The sequence below is a fragment of the Falsiroseomonas sp. genome, assembly GCF_041690465.1.
In the GTDB taxonomy this organism is placed as follows: domain Bacteria; phylum Pseudomonadota; class Alphaproteobacteria; order Acetobacterales; family Acetobacteraceae; genus Falsiroseomonas.
This window is the reverse complement of the sequence record NZ_JAWLHG010000002.1, coordinates 228309-244937: the sequence shown is the minus strand read 5'-3', so window position 1 is coordinate 244937 and position 16629 is coordinate 228309. Positions and strand designations below refer to the sequence as shown.

Here is a 16629-nt window from a genome sequence, read left to right as displayed (position 1 = left end):
GCCTGCGGCCCTTCGGCCTTCACGCGAAGAAGATCAGTGTCACCAGGAAGAAGAGCGGCAGCAGGAACAGCGCCGCCCAGGCGCAGTAGCCGAAGAAGGAGGGCATGCGCACGCCGTTCTCCTCCACGATCGCCTTGACCATGAAGTTCGGCGCGTTGCCGATGTAGCTGTTGGCCCCCATGAACACCGCGCCGCAGGAGATCGCGGCCAGCGTCAGCGCGCCTTCCACCATCAGCCTCGCCGGGTCGCCGCCGGCCAGCTCGAAGAACACGATGTAGGTGGGTGCGTTGTCGAGGAAGGAGCTCAGCACGCCGGTCAGCCAGAAATACACCCAGGGGACGGGGTTGCCCTCGGCGTCGGAGATCAGCGCGACCAGCGGTGCGGCGGCGCCCGCGCTGCCCGCCCGCAGGATCAGCAGCACCGGCGCCATGCAGACGAAGATCGCCGCGAACAGCTTGGCCACTTCCAGGATCGCGCCCCAGGCGAAGCCGTTCGCCTCCCGCAGCCGCAGCGAGGTGAAGCGCACCGAGATGGCGGTGATCACCAGGAACAGCAGGATGCCGATGGCGCGCTCCACCTCCATGGACTGGCCGAGGATGTAGATGCTGCCGAGCTTCACATAGCCCATCGCGATCACCACCGAGACGGTGGCCACCACCAGCCACACGTTCAGCCAGCCCTCGATGCCGAGCTTCTCCCGCCGCTCCAGCACCGGCACCACCGGCTTCTCCCGGCTCCAGGCCCAGGTGTCGAGCAGCCAGTAGACCGACAGCAGCGCCACGGCGCAGAACAGGTACTCGTGGAACAGGTGGGTGGTCGGCCAGAAGAAGGAGACACCGCGCAGGAAGCCGAGATACAGCGGCGGATCGCCCACCGGCGTCAGGCTGCCGCCGATATTCGCCACCAGGAATATGAAGAACACGAATGTGTGGGTCTTCTGCTTGCGGAACGCGTTGGCGCGCAGCACCGGGCGGATCAGCAGCATCGCCGCCCCGGTGGTGCCCATCAGGCTGGCCAGCGCCGTCCCGATCGCCAGCAGCGCGGTGTTGGTGGTCGGCGTGCCGACCAGCGAGCCCTTCAGCAGCACGCCCCCGCCCGCCGTGTAGAGCGCCAGCAGCAGGGCGATGAAGGGGATGTATTCCAGGACCATCACATGGGCGAACTCGTACCAGGCCGCGCCCGGCCCGTAGGTCGCCGCCAGCGGCACCAGCAGCAGCGCCGCCCAGCCGGCGGCGATCTTGCCGTAATGGTGGTGCCAGAGATGCGCCGCGAACAGCGGCATCAGCGCGATGGACAGCAGGATGCCGACGAAGGGCACCGCCCAGAGCAGCGAAAGCTCGGCACCCGAGACGCCGCCGGCAGCCTGCGCCCCGCCCGGCAGCATCGCCGCCCCGGCCGCCAGCACGCCCACGGCTCCCTGCCAGACCCTTCCCCGCATCCAGAGCGCTCCGCAGTACGAAATCAGGGCAAGGCCTTAGCCCGTCCGGCCCGCCACGTCACGATGGGGCGAAACCCGGGCCTTTCCGCCAGCGCCGATGCAGCCTAATTACCTGCCCCGACCGGATGAGGGACTGAACCATATGGAAATGACCGGCGAGCGGCGCATCGCTGCCCCGCGTGAGCGCGTCTGGGACGCCCTGAACGACCCCGAGGTGCTCAAGGCGTCCATCCCGGGCTGCGAGAGCGTCGAGCGCACCGCCGAGGATCAGTTCCAGGCCAAGGTGGCGGTGAAGCTCGGCCCGATGTCGGCCCGCTTCGGCGGCAAGGTGACGCTGTCCAACATCAACCCGCCGGAATCCTACACCATCTCCGGCGAGGGCCAGGGCGGTGCGATGGGCTTCGCCAAGGGCGGCGCCGACGTCGCGCTGGAGGAGGTCGGGCCGGAGGAGACGGTGCTGCGCTACAATGCCAAGGCGCAGGTGGGCGGCAAGATGGCCCAGCTCGGCGCCCGGCTGATCGACAGCACCGCCAAGTCCATGGCCGACCAGTTCTTCGACCGTTTCGCCGCACATGTGGCCCCGCCGGTCGCCGCGGTCGCCGGCACCGACACCGAGTTCCTCGGCGATCCGGCCGGGCTGCGCAGCAGCCCGATCACCCATCACGGCGTCGCCCCGGTGACCGGACAGGTTCCGGGCGAGCGCTCGCCGCCACCGGCAGCGCCGAGCGATTTCCTGCCGATGCGGGTGCTGACCTCGAACTTCCTGGGCTTCCCCTTCCAGGTCTGGTTCGGGCTCGCCGCCATGGCGGTGATCCTGCTGCTGATCTTCGCAAGCTGACCCCGGCATGACCCCCGCCTCGGTGGAGGAGACGCAGAAGCTGCTGGCGGAGGGCGGCTATGTCGCCGACCGGCAGCTGGCCACCACGGTGCACCTCGCGCTGCGGATGGGCCGGCCGCTCTTCCTGGAAGGCGAGCCCGGCACCGGCAAGACCGAGATCGCCAAGGTCCTCGCCGCCCAGCTGCCGCGCCGGTTGGTGCGGCTGCAATGCTATGACGGCATGGACCTGGCCTCGGCGGCCTATGAGTGGAACCATGCCCGCCAGCTGATGGCGATCCGCCTCGCCGAGGCATCCGGCGAGGCGACCGACCGGGCAGCGCTGGAGCGCGGCATCTACGACCGCCGTTTCCTGCAATCCCGCCCGCTGCTGGATGCGCTGGAGGGCGAGCCGGCGGTGCTGCTGATCGACGAGCTGGACCGCGCCGATGAGCCCTTCGAGGCCTTCCTGCTCGAGATCCTGGCCGACTTCCAGATCTCGATCCCCGAGCTCGGCACGGTGAAGGCAACGGTGCCACCGGTGGTGGTGATCACCTCGAACCGCACGCGGGAGGTGCATGACGCGATCCGCCGGCGCTGCCTCTACCATTGGGTGGACTACCCCGATGCCGCGCGGGAGCGCGCGATCCTGAAGCTGCGGGCGCCGGGCGTTGGGGATCGGCTCTCGGCGCAGGTGGTCGCCTTCGTGCAGGCGGTGCGCGGCGCCGACACCTTCAAGCCGCCGGGCGTTGCGGAGACCATCGACTGGGCCGCCGCGCTCGCCGCGCTGGACGCCAAGGAGCTGGAGCCGGCGCTGGTGGACGAGACGCTCGGCGCGCTGCTGAAATACCAGGACGACATCGCGAAGATCCGTGGCGCCGAGGCGGCGAAGCTGGTCGCCGAGGCCAAGCAGGCCGCGGCGTGAGGCCGTTCTCCGCGCGAGATTCCCTCCCCCGCGGCGCGGGGGAGGGCTAGGGTGGGGGGAGACCCCCCTCGCCGGCCGCATGATCCCCCCCAAGACCTCCCTCACCCTCCGCGCGCCCACCCCCGCCGGCGCCCTGCTGCCGAATCTCGCCGCCTTCGGCCGCATGCTGCGCCGCGCCGGCCTGCCGGTCGGCCCCTCGGAGATCCTTGCCGGCGCGGCCGCGCTGGAAGCCGTGGACCTCGGTGACAAGCACCAGGCACATGCCGCGCTGCGCGCCACCATGGTCCACCGGCACGAGCATTTCCTGCTGTTCGACCACGCCTTCGCCCTGTTCTGGCGCGACCCGGAGGCCGGCAGGCACGCGGCGGCCATGGCGCTGCTCGACGGCTTCAAGGAACCGCCCAAGCCGCCGCCCACCTCCCGCCGCCTGGCCGAGGCGATGCGCGGCGACCGCCCGACCCCGCCGAAGCCGCCCGAGCCGAAGGAGGAGCAGCAGCTCGACCTCACCTTCACCGTCAGCGACCGCGAACGCCTCCAGACCATGGATTTCGAGGCGATGTCGGCAGAGGAGATCACCGCCGCGAAGGAGGAGATCCGCAAGCTCGTGCTGCCGCTCGATGCCCGCCCGACCCGGCGCTTCCGCGCTTCCCACATGGGCACCCTGGCCGATCTGCGGCTGACCGTGCGCGACAGCTTGCGCACCGGCGGCGAGATCCTGGACATCTCCCGCCGCCAGCGCATCACGCGCACGCCACCGCTGGTGGTGCTGTGCGACATCTCCGGCTCGATGTCGCGCTACGCGCAGATCCTGCTGCACTTCATCCATGCGGTGACCAACGACCGCGATCGCGTGCACAGCTTCCTGTTCGGCACGCGGCTGACCAACGTCACCCGCCAGCTGAAGCACCGCGACCCGGAAGCCGCCTTCGAGATGGTGAGCCATGCGGTTCCCGACTGGTCCGGCGGCACGCGCATCGGCGAATCGCTGGAGCGCTTCAACCAGCTGTGGTCGCGGCGCGTGCTCGGCCAGGGCGCGGTGGTGCTGCTGATCACCGACGGCCTGGATCGCGAGGGCGCGAAAGGCCTGTCGGATGCCACCGACCGGCTGCGCCGATCCTGCCGCCGGCTCGTCTGGCTCAATCCCTTGTTGCGTTACGCGGGCTTCCAGCCCAAATCCCAGGGCATCCGTGCCATGCTGCCGCATGTGGACGAGTTCCGTCCGGTGCATAATCTGGCAAGCCTGCGCGAGCTGGTCGCGGCCCTGTCGGACCGGCATGCGGGGCGAGGAAGGGAGTTCGCGTGATGAGCGAAGCGCAGCCCGACAGCGAAGACATCCTCGGCATCGCCGAACGCTGGCTCGCGGCCGGCGAGACGGTGGCACTCGCGACGGTGGTGGAGACCTGGGGTTCCTCGCCGCGGCCGGCGGGATCGCGCCTGGCGGTGACGAATTCCGGCAGGCTCGCCGGCAGCGTCTCCGGCGGCTGCATCGAGGGCGCGGTGGCGGATGTCGCGAAGCAGACCATGGCGAGCGGCACGCCGCAGCTGCTGGATTTCGGCATCAGCGACGAACGCGCCTGGGAAGTCGGCCTCGCTTGCGGCGGCAAGTTGAAGGTGTTCGTGGAGAAGCTGGGTTGACGCTTTTCGTGCCCTCAGGTGCCGGGCGCGGCCTCCGGCCGCTTGGCTCGTCATGCCGAAGGCATGCGTGCCGACATGACGCACTGGCGGCGGACCGCATTCGCGGCCTCGGGCAGCTTCGCTGGCCGCCACGGAAGGTCCCTTCATGACACCTGAACTGCTCCAGCGGTTGCAGGCCGCGCGCGCCGCCAAGCATCCCGTCGCGCTGCTCACGCGCCTGCCGGACGGTGCGCAGCTGCTGTTCCCGGAGGATGCGGCTTCGCCGGAGCTGGCGGCGGAAGCGCGGGCGGCTCTCGATTCCGATGCCGCGCGCAATGTCGCGCTCGGCATTGAGCAGTGGTTCATCCACCCCCACAACCCGCCGCTGCGCCTGATCGTCATCGGCGCCGTGCACATCGCGCAGGCGCTGGTGCCGATGGCGGCCGGACTCGGCTTCGCCGTCACCGTGGTGGACCCGCGCCGCGCCTTCGCCACCGAGGAACGCATGGGCGGGCGCGTGACCATCTCGACCGAATGGCCCGACGAGGCTATGGCCGCGCTCGCGCCGGATTCACGTACTGCCGTCGTCACGCTCACCCACGACCCGAAGCTCGACGATCCCGCGCTCGAGGTCGCGCTGCGCAGCCCGGCCTTCTACATCGGCGCGCTCGGCAGCCGTCGCACCCATGCCAAGCGCATCGCGCGGCTGACCGAGGCGGGGCTGACGGAGGCGGAACTCGGGAAGATCCACGCTCCTGTCGGCCTCGATATCGGTGCGGTCACCGCACCGGAGATCGCGGTCTCCATCGTCGCCCAGATCGTGGCGTCCCGCCGTGGCGGCCCGAAGAAGAAAGCCGATGCATGACCTTCGGCCCCACTCCGCTGGACGCGGCGCGTCGCCGCCATGCGGCGCTGAACGGCGGCCGCGCGCCGAGGACGCACTGCGCATGATCTTCGGCCCCACTCCGCTGGACGAGGCGCGTCGCCGCCATGCGGCGCTGAACGTCGGCCGCGCGCCGAGGACGCACTGCGCATGATCTTCGGTCCCACTCCGCTGGACGAGGCGCGCGGCGCCATCCTCGCGCACACCGTCCGCCTGCCGGGACGCGTGCTGAAGAAGGGCACCGTGCTGGACGAGGGCGCGCTCGCCGCGCTGAAGGAAGCCGGCAAGCGCGACGTGATCGCCGCGCGGCTCGAATCCGGCGACGTGCCGGAGGACGAGGCCGCAGACCGCATCGCCAACCTGCTGATGGCGCCGCTGGTCGCGCGGTCCCGCGCCTCCACCGGCCGGGTCAACCTGTTCGCCGAATCCGCCGGCCTGTTCACCGTGGATGCCGCGCTGGTGGACCGGCTGAACCAGGTGGATGAGAGCGTCACCATCGCCACGTTGCCGGACCGCAGCGTGGTGACGGCGAAGGAGATGCTGGCCACCATCAAGATCATCCCCTTCGCCGTGCCCGGCAACGTGCTGGCGGTGATCGAGGCGATGGCCAGGGGCCGCCAGCCGGTCACCGTGCAGCCCTTCCGCCCGCTCAGCGTCGGGCTGGTGCTGACCGAGTTGCCGGGCGTCAAGGAAAGCGTGATGGAGGGCGCCGTCGAGGCGACCGCCGCCCGCGTTGAATCCCTGCTCGGCACGATGCTGCCGGTCGAGCGTGTGCGGCACGAGGAAGCGCCCGTCGCCGATGCGCTGACGCGGCTGCGCAAGGCTGGTGCCGAGTTGCTGCTGATCGCCGGCGCCTCGGCCGTGGTGGACCGGCGCGATATCGGCCCCGCCGCGATCGTGCGGGCCGGCGGCGCGATCGAACATTTCGGCATGCCGGTGGACCCCGGCAACCTGATCTGCCTCGGCCGCATCGGCGAGGTGCCGGCGATGGTGCTGCCCGGCTGCGCCCGCAGCCCGAAGCTGAACGGCTTCGACTGGGTGCTGCAGCGCATCTTCGCCGGCCAGCGCGTCACCGCACGCGACATCATGGGCATGGGCGTCGGCGGCCTGCTGAAGGAGATCGAGGCGCGTCCCCTGCCCCGGGCCGACGCGCCGCGCACGCCGGTCTCGCCGATCGCGCCGCGCCGCGCGCGGCAGGTCTGCGCGCTGGTGCTCGCCGCCGGCCGCTCGCGCCGGATGGCGCCGCTGAACAAGCTGCTGGTGCCGGACAGCAAGGGCGTGCCGATGATCGCCCGCGTGGTGGACAATGTCCTCGCCTCCCATGCGCGGCCGGTGATCGTCGTCACGGGCCATGAGCGCGAGCGGATCGAGGAGGCGCTGGCCGGCCGCCCGGTGCTGTTCGCCCATGCCGACGACTATGCCGAGGGGCTTTCGGCCTCGCTGAAGGCCGGGCTGCGCGCGGTGCCGCCCGAGGCGGAGGGCATGCTGGTCTGCCTGGGCGACATGCCGCTGGTGAGCGGCGAGATGCTGGACCGCCTGATCGGCGCCTTCGACCCGGAGGAGGGCCGCGCCATCGTGCAGCCCACCTATCGCGGCAAGCAGGGCAATCCGATGCTGTGGTCGCGCGAGTTCCTGGCCGACATGCTGACGATCAGCGGCGATGTCGGCGCGCGCCATCTCGCCGCGCGGAATGCCGAACGGCTGGTCGAGGTGGAGATGGCCAGCGACGCCGTGCTGCGCGACTTCGACACCACCGAGGCGCTGCGTGCCCTGCCGGAATTCGCGGGGAAGCGATAGCGCCCGGCCTTCCCTCGAGCCACGGAGACGGACGATGCGCGTCATGGTCCTGGTCAAGGCAACAGCGGAAAGCGAGGCGGGGATCATGCCCTCGCCCGAGCTGCTCCAGGCGATGGGCCGCTACAACGAGGAACTGGCGAGCGCCGGCATCCTGCTGGCCGGCGAAGGGCTGAAGCCATCCTCGCAGGGCCGGCGCGTGGCCTTCGACGGCCCGAACCGCACCGTGCGGGAGGGCCCCTTCGCCGCGACGGGCGAGCTGGTTGCCGGCTTCTGGCTCTGGCAGGTCCGCGACATGGATGAGGCGGTGGAGTGGGTGAAGCGCTGCCCCAACCCGATGCCCGGCCCGAGCGAGATCGAGATTCGCCCGGTCTTCGAGGCCGCCGATTTCGGCGACGCCCTGCCGCCGGAGGAAGCCGCGCGCGAGGCCGCGCTGCGCGAACGCCTGGGCGGAAGCTGAGGGGGCGGCGCCACCCCCACGCCTCCGACCTACCCCTTCACGAGCGCCAGCAGGTCCGCCGAAAGTCGCGCTGCGTGGCTGAACGGCACGCCATGCGGTGAGCCCTCGTACACCAGCAGCCGCGCCCCCGGCACCAACGCGGCGGTGCGGCGGCCGGTCAGCTCCAGCGGACAGGTCTGGTCGCATTCGCCCTGGATCACCAGCACCGGCAGGTCCAGCGCGCGCAGCTCCGCCGTGAAGTCGGTCTCGCTCAGCGCCCGGTGGAAGTCGAGCAGCGCCGGCAGCGAGGCCTGCAGCGCCAGGCCGCGCACCCAGTCCAGCATAGCCTGCGAGACATGCGGCCCGCCGAAGGGCCGTGCCGCCTGGTCCAGCCAGGCTGGGAAGTCGCGCGCCAGCTCCGCGCGCAGCGCCTCCAGCATGGCGGGATCGAGGCCCTCCAGGTTGCCCTCGCGGCGGACCAGCAGCGGCGTGGTCGGCCCGATCATCGCCAACCGCGCGACACGGCCGGCGCCGTGGCGCGTGAGGTAGCGCACCGCCTCCCCGGCCGCGCCCGAGAAGGTGACGAGCGTCGCCCCCTCGATCGCATGCGCCGCCAGCACCTCCGCCAGATCGTCGGCGAGCGTGTCGTAGTCGTAGCCCACCGGCGGCGCGGCCGAACGGCCATGGCCGCGGCGGTCATAGGCCAGGCACCGCAACCCGGCGGCCGCGAGCGCCTGCATCTGCGCGAACCAGGAGTCGCTCGGCAGCGACCAGCTCGCCAGGAACACCACGGGCGGCCCGGCGCCGAGCTCGCGGCGGAACAGCGCCACGCCGTCGCGGGTGACGACATGGCCGGTGGGCAGGATGGTCGGCATGTCGCGCGCCTCCCTCATGCCTGCGCCGGCCGGGCCTCGGCCCGCCGCAGCGCCGTTGCCTGCAGCCCCGCGAGCCCGAGCACCGCCGCCGCCTGCGCCAGCACGAAGGCGATGCCGAGGCCGCTCGGCGCCAGGCCGAACAGCCCCGCGCCGGCCAGCAGCAGCAGGCTGTCGGCCACCCAGACCAGGTTGACGGCGATCACGGCGCGCAGCGCGGCGCGCCGGATCTCCGCCGATGTGCCGAGCCACACGAGCCAGCCGGCCCAGGGCAGCAGCGCCAGCCCGGCGCCGCGCAGCAGTCCCTCCGGCAGGCCGAGCGGCGCGGCGAGCGGGCCGGCGGCGCCCGCCAGCAGGACGCCCATCGCGCCGCTGGCGGCTGCGTCCCCGAGCAGGGCGAGGCGCAGCAGCTTCGTACGGGGGATGGTGGTGTCGGTCATGTCCTCCTCCATCGCTTGGACGCCGCCACCCTGCCCCCCTGTGGAAGGCGATGCGATTACGCGCGAGGTCATCGGCGCCGGGCGCGAGCCGCCCTAGCTTCGGGGCATGGCCAGCCTCTCCCGCTCCCCCTCCTCCGTCCCACCGGTCGGTGCCCTGCTGCGCGGCTGGCGCCAGCGCCGCCGACGCAGCCAGCTCGACCTGGCGCTCGATGCCGAGGTCTCGCAGCGGCACCTCAGCTTCATCGAGAGCGGCCGCGCCGCACCGAGCCGCGAGATGGTGCTGCGCCTGGCCGAACAGCTCGAGGTGCCGCTGCGCGAGCGCAACGCGCTGCTGCTCGCCGCCGGCTACGCGCCGGCCTTCGCCGAGCGGCCGCTCGACGACCCGGCGATGAAGCCGGCGCGGCAGGCCGTGGAGCTGATCCTCAAGGCGCACATGCCGCACCCGGCGCTGGCGGTGGACCGCCACTGGCGGCTGGTCGCCGCCAATGCGGCAATCGCCCCGCTTCTTGCCGGCGTCGAGGACCAGGCGCTGCTGGCGCCACCGGTGAACGTGCTGCGGCTCAGCCTGCATCCGCGCGGGCTGGCGCCGCGCATCGCCAATCTCGGCGAGTGGCGCGCGCATGTGCTGGAGAGGCTGCGCCGGCAGGTGGCGGCCAGCGCGGACGCCGCGCTCGCCGCGCTGCTGGTGGAACTCGCCGCTCTGCCGGCGCCCGAAACCGCGGCGCCGAGCCATCCCGGGCTGGAGCCCGGCGGCGTTGCGGTGCCGCTGTTGTTCGATGGCCCGAACGGGCGGCTGGCGCTGCTCTCCACCACCACCGTCTTCGGCACGCCGGTGGAGGTCACCCTCTCCGAGCTGGCGATCGAGGCCTTCTACCCCGCCGATGCCGAGACCGCGGCGCGGCTGCGGACGCTGGAATCGGAAGCCGGCCGCCAATCCGCCGCGCGGTCGAACTTGTAGGCCAGGCGGTCTGCCGGCGTGCTGAGATGCCGCAGCAACGCCTTGCCCATCAGGCGAACCCGCGCGGGATCGGCGGCAATGAGCCGCGTCACCAGGCCCGGGCCGGTGGTCCCCCACACCCAGAACCGCGCGCCGGCCTTGTGGCGCAGCAGCGACCGCACGGACATCCGCAGCGCCCGCTGCATCACGGCGTTGCCCGGCCGGGCGACGAGGGGCGCATTGTAGGCGTAGAATGGCAGTTCGTCGGAGAAGCTGACGACGAGTCCCCGCGGCGGGACGACCGCCAGCACACCGAGCCACGACCTCCGGCAGAGATCATCCGCATCCGCCCACAGCCCGCCTTCGCGCGCCAGCACGGCGTAGCGGAGAAGGTCCGCTTCGACGGCGGGGGCCGGGCAGGCGTCGAACGCCGCGGCCGCCTCATCGCCATGATGCGTCGCGAGGTAGGCGCGCGCCGTGGCGCGATGGAAGTGCAGGCGGCGCAAGCCGGGATGCGCCGCGGCCCAGCTCGCCATCACCTCGGCGACGTCGTCGGGTGGCGCCTCGCGGTCCCAATACTGCACCAGCGGCACGTCGCCGGCAGCGGGCGGTTCCGCCGGCAGGTCGGCGACGCCCAGCGGGGCAGGGTCGCCGCGCAAGGCGAGCGCAGTGAGCCGCAGGCGGGGGACCAGGCTGCGTTGCGGCAGATCCGCCGGCGCCGCCGACGAAAGCCGCTCGAAGCGATCGATGTCGCCGGCCAGGATCATGATCCGCGCCCGCAGCAGGGCGACGCGCTCATCCGCCAGCGCATCCGGCGACGCGGCGAGGACATCGCCCGCCGCCGTGGCCTCGCCGCGCTGCATCAGCCACGTGGCGACCTCCAGGCGCAGCGCCGGCGGCGCCTCCGGCGCAAGCGCGATCGGCGGGACCGCGACGGGCTCGGGCCAGGCGCGGCGCTCCGCCAGGCAGGCGCCGAGCCAGGCGGCCTCGCCATCTTCGGGCAGCCGGCGGAGCGCGGCGGCCGCGGCGGCGAGCCTGCCGGCCCGGATCAGGTACCGGACCAGCCCGGCCGCGTCCCCGGCCAGCGGTGCGGTGCGGCGCGCCAGCCTCGCCCGTGCCTCGCGCCGGGCGGTTTCGATGCCTCTCGCCGCCCAGTCTTCGACCTGCCGCCACCAGCCGGGAAGCGGCCGCGGCAAGGGAGCCAGCGCTTCCCGTGCGAGGTCGGGCCAGCCCAGATCCACCAGGGCGCGGCCCAGCAGCAGGCGTGCTTCCTCGTGCTCCGGCCGCAGCGCGAGGACGGCACGATAGGTCTCCGCCGCCAGCCGGTCCTGGCCGAGCCCGGTGCGGATCCGGCCGATCATCATCAGCGCCTCGATCCGCGTGACCGGATTCGGCCCGGGACCGGCCGCCCGGGTCGCGAAGCGCAAGGCGGCGACCGGGTCGGGCCGGTCGAGCAGGCACCTCGCCGCGAGCAGGGCGGCGGGCGCCGACATGCCGCTCGGCTCGCCAGGTCCCAACACCGCCAGCGCTTCCGCCAGCCGGGCCTCGTCCGCGAGTGCGGCAGCCTCCTTCAACCGCTCCGGCGGGCGGATCGGCGGCGGCAGCTTCAACCGATGGCGGCCTGCATCCAGCGCGCCACGGCCAGCACCGTCGCATCCTCGCCGATCCGCCCGACCAGCTGCACGCCGAGCGGCAGTCCCCTCGGCCCGCTGCCGGCCGGCACCGTGACATTCGGTCCCCACAGCGCGGTCCAGAGCAGGTTGAAGGCCGGATCGCCGGTCCAGCCGAGCCCCTCCGGCGCCTCGCCGGGGGCGGAGGGGGTCAGCAGCGCATCGAGGCCCTCGGTGAGACCGGCGAAGGCGTCGATCGCCGCGGTCTGCGCCAGCCGCGCCTCCCGGAACTGCGACAGCGGCAGGCTGCGCGCCCAATCCATCTTCTCCCGCAGCACCGGGGAGAGTTGCGCGCGGGCGCTGGCCAACTCCCAGCCCAGCGCCTGCAGCGTCTCCATGTTCATCACCACCGGGTGCAGTTCCGCCGCGCGCATCAGCACCGGCGGCAGGGCGAACTCCACCACCTCCGCGCCGGCCTTGCGGGCGGCCTCGGCGGCGCGCTGCATCAGGGCCACCGTCTCGGGCGCCGCCTTCGACGGGTCCGGCCCGAGCGTCACGCCGAGCCGCGGCGCACGCTCCGGCTTCGCCTCGGGGTCGCCGTAGTGCCGGCCGGACATGGCGGCCATCGCCAGCGCGCAATCGGCGACGCTGCGGGCCATGACCCCGATGGTGTCCAGGCTCTCGCTCATCACCTTCATGCCGGCGCGGTGCAGCGTGCCGTAGGTCGGCTTGAAGCCGACCACGCCGCAGAAGGCGGCGGGGCGCACGATGCTGCCGGCGGTCTGCGTGCCGAAGGCCAGCGGCAGCATGAAATCCGCCACAGCCGCCGCCGAGCCGGAGGAGGATCCGCCGGGCGTATGTGCCGCATTGCGCGGGTTGCTCGTCGCGCCCGGATGTCGCGTGGCGAACTCCGTGGTCACGGTCTTGCCCATGATGACGCCGCCGGCCGCGCGCGCCGCCGCCACCGCCGCCGCATCGCCACGCGGCCGCCAGCCCGCCCAGATCGGTGAGCCGTACTGGCTCGGCATGTCGGCGGTGTCCAGCACGTCCTTCACGCCGAAGGGGATGCCGTGCAGCGGCCCGGGCCGCGCGGCGGCGGCGTTGCGGCGAGCCTGGGCGGGGTCGAGATGGACGAAGGCGCGCACCGCGGGCTCGCGCCCGGCGGCACGGGCCAGGCAGGCCTCCATCAAGTCGGCGGCGGAAAGGCGACCGGCGGCGATCGCGCGGGCGGCCTCGGTGGCGGTCAGGCGGTTCGGTTCCATGCCGCGATCTTGCGTCAGCCGCGCACGGTTGCGAAGCCGTCCAAACCCTGGCGCAGCCTGCCCGTCCGCCCCACATTGCGGCGATGCCCGACAGCGCGATCCGGGTGGCCGAGGACGCCGCGGGCGCCCTCGCCTACGCCGTCCCTTGCCCGCCCGAATCGCTGCCGGCCGTCCAGCCGGAGGCGCTTCTGGCCGCCTGGCAGGCCGCCCGTGCCGGCGCGGCTGCCGGCCGCTGGGGGCCGCCGCGCACCCTGCTGTTCCACCGGCCGGGCGACGAGCCGACCGTGCTCGCCATCGCCGACCGCGATGCCCGCTGCTGGGCGGAGGCGGTGGACCGCGGTGCCGACCTCGGCACGCTGCCCGGGCTGGCGCTCTGCCTGCGGTTGCTGGCACTGGTCGAGGTGATGTCCCGCGCCGGCCGGCCCGCCGGGGGGGAAGCCGCCTGGCTCGCCGGGATGTTCGACGTCACGCCCCAGGGGGTGGACCTGCACCCTGCCCTGCTGCGCGCGGCGGCTGCCATGCCGCTGGATCATGCGGCGAGGTTCGACGCGGAGGCGCTTCGGCGTCTATTGTCGCGCGGGATCGCGGCGCGGGCTTCCGCCTGAGCCGTCCACCGCCTGCCCTGACCCGTCGTCCTGTTCCGGAACTCGTCCCGATGCCTCGCGCCGCTGTCCTGCTGCTGCCCGCCCTGCTCGCCGCCTGCGCCGCGCCGCTGGGCACCACGCCGCTCGGCGGCGCCGCCCGCGGCGAGCGCGATGCGCGCTACGAGGCCTGCCGCGCCGAGGCCACCCGCCTGGTGCAGTACCGGGAGCGCGGCCAGACCATGCGCAGCGACGAGACCGAGAGCGGCCGCGGCACGGTCACCGTCGCCCCCTTCGGCCGCGCCGAGAGGGACCGGATGATGGCGCAGATGGAACGCGACCGCATCATCGAGGAGTGCCTGCGCGCCGCCCCGGACGGAGGCGGGCGCTGAACGCGGGGCGCCGGTGGCGTCCCGCATGCCCTCGCTCGGCGGCATCGGCCGGGCGCTTTCCCATCGCGACTCGCGGATCTTCTTCGGCGCCTCGCTGACCGCCTGGACCGGCCTGTGGATGCACCGCATCGCGGTGTCCTGGCTCGCCTGGCAGCTCACCGGCAGCGCCTTCTGGGTCGGCGTGGTCGCCTTCTGCGACCTGGCGCCGGCGGTGATCGTCTCGCCGCTGGCCGGCGTGGCGGCCGACCGGGTGGACCGGGTACGGCTGGCGATGCTGAGCCAGGGGGCGATCGCGCTCCAGGCCGGGCTGCTGGCGGCGTTGACCGCCAGCGGCCACATGACCATCGGCATCCTGCTGGTGCTGGAGGTGATCGGCGGCGCCGCCGGCGCCTTCGCCCAGCCGGCGCGGCAGGTGCTGATGCCGGCCATCGTGCCGCGCGCCGATTTGCCCGCCGCGGTGGCCTGCAACAGCTTGATCTTCAACGTCGCGCGCTTCATCGGCCCGGCGCTGGCCGGACCGGTGATCGCGGTCTTCGGCGTGGTGCCGGCGATCGCCGCCAATGCCGTCGGCTATGCGCTGGCCGCGCTCACCATGCCGCTGCTGCGCATCGCGCCGGGCGAACGGCGCGGCCAGGCGAGCACGCGCGGGGTGTGGGGCCAGGTCGCCGACGGCATCACCTATGCAAGGCGCCATGCCGGGCTCGGCCCGCTGCTGCTCTACGCGGCGCTGGCCGCCATCCTGCTACGCGGGGTGCAGGAGATCCTGCCGCCCTATGTGGACCGCCTGTTCGGCCGCGGCGCCGAGAGCCTGGCCATCCTCACCGCCTGCTTCGGCGTCGGCGCACTGATCGCCGGCCTCCTGGTGGCCGGGCGCGGGCGGCTGACCGGCACCACGCGGCTCGCCGTCTGGGGCGCGCTGGCGCAGGCGGCGGCGACAGTGGGCTTCGTCGCCACCGGCTTCTTCCCGCTCGGCATGCTGAGCGCGGCGCTGATCGGCGCCTTCTCCTCGGTGCACGGCATCAGCGTGCAGACTCTGCTGCAGAGCGCGACCGACCCGCATTTCCGCGGCCGGATGCTGAGCCTCTGGGGGTTGATCTCGCGCGCCTGTCCCGCCATCGGCGCGCTGGCGCTGGGCGCGGCAGGCGAGGCCTTCGGGCTGCGCCTGCCGGCGCTGGCCGCCGCGGCGATGTTCCTGGCGGTCTTCGCCTGGGGGCTCACGCGGCTGAAGCGCATGGAACAGGAACTGGAAGGCGCCGCGGCCTCGCCGCCGGCGCGATCCTAGGAAGGGTATGGGACCGGGATGCTGAACGCGGCGATCGTGGGCATGGGCCGCTGGGGCCGCGTGCTGGTGGACAGCGTCCACGGCAGGAACGACGCGGGCATCCGCTTCGTCGCCGGCTCCACCGGCACGCCGGAGAAGGCGCGCGACTACGCCACGGAGAAGGGCATCCGCCTGCATGACAGCTACGAGGCGGTGCTGGCCGACCCCGATGTGAGGGCCGTCGTGCTCGCCACGCCGCATGGCCAGCACGCCGCGCAGGTGATCGCCGCGGCGAAGGCGGGCAAGCATGTGTTCGTCGAGAAGCCCTTCACCCTCGCCAAGGCCGATGCCGAGGCCGCGGTCGCCGCCTGCCGCAAGGCCGGGCTGGTGATGGCGCTCGGCCACAACCGCCGCTTCCTGCCGGCGGTGGCGCGGATGAAGGCGCTGCTGGCCGAGGGCGCGCTGGGCACGCTGCTGCATGTCGAGGGCCATTTCAGCGGCCCCGGCGCGCTCGCCTACAAGCCTGGCATGTGGCGCGCCGACCGGCAGGAGAGCCCGCTCGGCGGCATGGGCGGCATGGGCATCCACATGATCGACATGATCATCAACCTGGCCGGCCGCTTCCGCGAGGTGACGGTGCGCAGCCATGCCCGCGTCTCGCCGACCATCGACGACACCACCGCCATGCTCGGCCTGCTGGAAAGCGGCGCGACGGTGGGCTTCGCCACCCTGTCGCTGGCGCCGCGCCACTGGCGGGTGGCGCTGTTCGGCTCCAAGGGCATGGTCGAGCTGATGGGCCATGAGCGCCTGACCTTCACCCCGCTCGAAGGCGAGGGCTGGGTGAAGGACTACCCGAAGACCGATATCGAGGCCGCCGAACTCGCCGCCTTCGCCGCCGCGGCGCGTGGCGAGGCGCCCTATCCGCTGCCGGTGGATGAGGCGATCCACGGCGTGGCGGTGTTCGAGGCGATGATCGGCGCCGCCACCTCCGGCAGCAGCTACGCCGTGGCGTAGGAGGCGGCCTGTCTGGTATGGTGCGCGCCATGCGCACCGCCCGCCGAAGCCTGCTCGCCTGCCTGCCGGTTGCGTTGGCGCCAGCGGCTGCCCACGCCTTTCGGCTGGAGGAGGCGAGCGCGGAGACGGCGGCGGAATACGGTGCTTCCGCCTGCGGCCAGCCCCGGCTGCACGAGGAGTTGTTGGCGGAAGTGGAGCGCGGGCTCGATGGCCGCCCGATGCCGCCGGAACTCGCCCCGCGCCTGGCCGAGCTCACCCGCTGCCCGTTCTGCGGCTGCGCAGTGGCCGGCGCGCCTGACCATGGCGAGTTGCGCGAGCCGGAGCCGGGCTGAGCCGCTCCCTTTCGGAGCCAG

General features: G+C 73.0%; 18 protein-coding genes. 13 read left to right on the top strand and 5 right to left on the bottom strand.

The window, feature by feature from the left end:
* Positions 1 to 19 precede the first annotated feature (19 nt).
* Entirely contained in the window at positions 20 to 1438 is a 1419-nt protein-coding gene (locus tag ACESM1_RS03250) for a sodium:proton antiporter (RefSeq protein ID WP_372617676.1), read from the bottom strand.
* A 142-nt stretch (positions 1439 to 1580) separates the two neighbouring features.
* On the opposite strand from ACESM1_RS03250, the gene ACESM1_RS03245 reads away from it, so the two are divergent.
* The 7 genes from ACESM1_RS03245 (at position 1581) to ACESM1_RS03215 (ending at position 7928) form a co-directional block, all read left to right on the top strand.
* A complete protein-coding gene (locus ACESM1_RS03245; RefSeq protein ID WP_372617674.1) occupies positions 1581 to 2276 on the top strand; it encodes an SRPBCC family protein in 696 nt (231 codons plus the stop codon).
* 7 nt (positions 2277 to 2283) lie between these two features.
* Positions 2284 to 3177 carry an AAA family ATPase gene (locus ACESM1_RS03240; RefSeq protein WP_372617672.1) on the top strand — a complete coding sequence of 298 codons (894 nt, stop codon included), beginning with the start codon at positions 2284 to 2286 and terminating at the stop codon, positions 3175 to 3177.
* A 79-nt stretch (positions 3178 to 3256) separates the two neighbouring features.
* Complete coding sequence (locus ACESM1_RS03235; RefSeq protein ID WP_372617670.1) at positions 3257 to 4480, top strand: vWA domain-containing protein; 1224 nt, start codon at positions 3257 to 3259, stop codon at positions 4478 to 4480.
* Positions 4480 to 4812 (top strand): XdhC family protein, encoded by a 333-nt coding sequence (locus tag ACESM1_RS03230; protein ID WP_372617669.1) that lies wholly within the window; start codon positions 4480 to 4482, stop codon positions 4810 to 4812. The genes ACESM1_RS03235 and ACESM1_RS03230 overlap by 1 nt, the downstream gene beginning before the upstream one ends.
* Positions 4813 to 4957: 145 nt before the next feature.
* A complete protein-coding gene (locus ACESM1_RS03225) occupies positions 4958 to 5656 on the top strand; it encodes an XdhC family protein (protein ID WP_372617667.1) in 699 nt (232 codons plus the stop codon).
* A 168-nt stretch (positions 5657 to 5824) separates the two neighbouring features.
* Positions 5825 to 7471: an NTP transferase domain-containing protein gene (locus tag ACESM1_RS03220; protein ID WP_372617665.1), complete on the top strand. Its 1647-nt coding sequence runs from the start codon at positions 5825 to 5827 to the stop codon at positions 7469 to 7471.
* 34 nt (positions 7472 to 7505) lie between these two features.
* Positions 7506 to 7928: a YciI family protein gene (locus tag ACESM1_RS03215; RefSeq protein WP_372617663.1), complete on the top strand. Its 423-nt coding sequence runs from the start codon at positions 7506 to 7508 to the stop codon at positions 7926 to 7928.
* 29 nt (positions 7929 to 7957) lie between these two features.
* On the opposite strand, the gene ACESM1_RS03210 is transcribed toward ACESM1_RS03215, so the two are convergent.
* Together ACESM1_RS03210 and ACESM1_RS03205 are read right to left on the bottom strand one after the other, a co-directional pair.
* Positions 7958 to 8782, bottom strand: coding sequence for an alpha/beta fold hydrolase (locus ACESM1_RS03210; protein WP_372617661.1), 825 nt, complete (start codon positions 8780 to 8782; stop codon positions 7958 to 7960).
* A gap of 14 nt (positions 8783 to 8796) precedes the next feature.
* Positions 8797 to 9219, bottom strand: a complete 423-nt coding sequence (locus ACESM1_RS03205) for a hypothetical protein (RefSeq protein ID WP_372617659.1) — start codon at positions 9217 to 9219, stop codon at positions 8797 to 8799.
* A 106-nt stretch (positions 9220 to 9325) separates the two neighbouring features.
* Here ACESM1_RS03205 and ACESM1_RS03200 point away from each other — a divergent pair, with 106 nt between their 5' ends.
* On the top strand, positions 9326 to 10177 hold the full coding sequence (locus ACESM1_RS03200) for a helix-turn-helix domain-containing protein (protein WP_372617657.1): 852 nt from the start codon (positions 9326 to 9328) through the stop codon (positions 10175 to 10177).
* Here the strand turns inward: ACESM1_RS03200 and ACESM1_RS03195 are convergent.
* Positions 10090 to 11766, bottom strand: coding sequence for a tetratricopeptide repeat protein (locus ACESM1_RS03195; protein WP_372617656.1), 1677 nt, complete (start codon positions 11764 to 11766; stop codon positions 10090 to 10092). The two genes, ACESM1_RS03200 and ACESM1_RS03195, sit on opposite strands and share 88 nt — an antisense overlap.
* On the bottom strand, positions 11763 to 13028 hold the full coding sequence (locus tag ACESM1_RS03190; RefSeq protein ID WP_372617654.1) for an amidase: 1266 nt from the start codon (positions 13026 to 13028) through the stop codon (positions 11763 to 11765). The genes ACESM1_RS03195 and ACESM1_RS03190 overlap by 4 nt, the downstream gene beginning before the upstream one ends.
* An 83-nt stretch (positions 13029 to 13111) precedes the next feature.
* Here ACESM1_RS03190 and ACESM1_RS03185 point away from each other — a divergent pair, with 83 nt between their 5' ends.
* From ACESM1_RS03185 to ACESM1_RS03165, 5 genes are read left to right on the top strand one after another with little or no spacing between them, the layout of a single operon-like run.
* Entirely contained in the window at positions 13112 to 13633 is a 522-nt protein-coding gene (locus ACESM1_RS03185; protein WP_372617652.1) for a hypothetical protein, read from the top strand.
* A gap of 50 nt (positions 13634 to 13683) precedes the next feature.
* Positions 13684 to 14001 carry a hypothetical protein gene (locus ACESM1_RS03180; protein ID WP_372617650.1) on the top strand — a complete coding sequence of 106 codons (318 nt, stop codon included), beginning with the start codon at positions 13684 to 13686 and terminating at the stop codon, positions 13999 to 14001.
* A 25-nt stretch (positions 14002 to 14026) separates the two neighbouring features.
* Positions 14027 to 15283, top strand: coding sequence for an MFS transporter (locus ACESM1_RS03175; protein ID WP_372617648.1), 1257 nt, complete (start codon positions 14027 to 14029; stop codon positions 15281 to 15283).
* An 18-nt stretch (positions 15284 to 15301) separates the two neighbouring features.
* On the top strand, positions 15302 to 16276 hold the full coding sequence (locus ACESM1_RS03170) for a Gfo/Idh/MocA family protein (RefSeq protein WP_372617646.1): 975 nt from the start codon (positions 15302 to 15304) through the stop codon (positions 16274 to 16276).
* 29 nt (positions 16277 to 16305) lie between these two features.
* Positions 16306 to 16608: a hypothetical protein gene (locus ACESM1_RS03165; protein ID WP_372617645.1), complete on the top strand. Its 303-nt coding sequence runs from the start codon at positions 16306 to 16308 to the stop codon at positions 16606 to 16608.
* Positions 16609 to 16629: the final 21 nt, after the last annotated feature.

Coding starts and splice junctions, on each gene's coding strand:
- ACESM1_RS03185 (WP_372617652.1), top strand. CDS start 13,112: ATGCCCGACAGCGCGATCCGGGTGGCCGAGGACGCCGCGGGCGCCCTC.
- ACESM1_RS03215 (WP_372617663.1), top strand. CDS start 7,506: ATGCGCGTCATGGTCCTGGTCAAGGCAACAGCGGAAAGCGAGGCGGGG.
- ACESM1_RS03235 (WP_372617670.1), top strand. CDS start 3,257: ATGATCCCCCCCAAGACCTCCCTCACCCTCCGCGCGCCCACCCCCGCC.
- ACESM1_RS03245 (WP_372617674.1), top strand. CDS start 1,581: ATGGAAATGACCGGCGAGCGGCGCATCGCTGCCCCGCGTGAGCGCGTC.
- ACESM1_RS03210 (WP_372617661.1), bottom strand. CDS start 8,782: ATGCCGACCATCCTGCCCACCGGCCATGTCGTCACCCGCGACGGCGTG.
- ACESM1_RS03205 (WP_372617659.1), bottom strand. CDS start 9,219: ATGACCGACACCACCATCCCCCGTACGAAGCTGCTGCGCCTCGCCCTG.
- ACESM1_RS03250 (WP_372617676.1), bottom strand. CDS start 1,438: ATGCGGGGAAGGGTCTGGCAGGGAGCCGTGGGCGTGCTGGCGGCCGGG.
- ACESM1_RS03165 (WP_372617645.1), top strand. CDS start 16,306: ATGCGCACCGCCCGCCGAAGCCTGCTCGCCTGCCTGCCGGTTGCGTTG.
- ACESM1_RS03190 (WP_372617654.1), bottom strand. CDS start 13,028: ATGGAACCGAACCGCCTGACCGCCACCGAGGCCGCCCGCGCGATCGCC.
- ACESM1_RS03200 (WP_372617657.1), top strand. CDS start 9,326: ATGGCCAGCCTCTCCCGCTCCCCCTCCTCCGTCCCACCGGTCGGTGCC.
- ACESM1_RS03220 (WP_372617665.1), top strand. CDS start 5,825: ATGATCTTCGGTCCCACTCCGCTGGACGAGGCGCGCGGCGCCATCCTC.
- ACESM1_RS03170 (WP_372617646.1), top strand. CDS start 15,302: ATGCTGAACGCGGCGATCGTGGGCATGGGCCGCTGGGGCCGCGTGCTG.
- ACESM1_RS03175 (WP_372617648.1), top strand. CDS start 14,027: ATGCCCTCGCTCGGCGGCATCGGCCGGGCGCTTTCCCATCGCGACTCG.
- ACESM1_RS03230 (WP_372617669.1), top strand. CDS start 4,480: ATGAGCGAAGCGCAGCCCGACAGCGAAGACATCCTCGGCATCGCCGAA.
- ACESM1_RS03240 (WP_372617672.1), top strand. CDS start 2,284: ATGACCCCCGCCTCGGTGGAGGAGACGCAGAAGCTGCTGGCGGAGGGC.
- ACESM1_RS03180 (WP_372617650.1), top strand. CDS start 13,684: ATGCCTCGCGCCGCTGTCCTGCTGCTGCCCGCCCTGCTCGCCGCCTGC.
- ACESM1_RS03225 (WP_372617667.1), top strand. CDS start 4,958: ATGACACCTGAACTGCTCCAGCGGTTGCAGGCCGCGCGCGCCGCCAAG.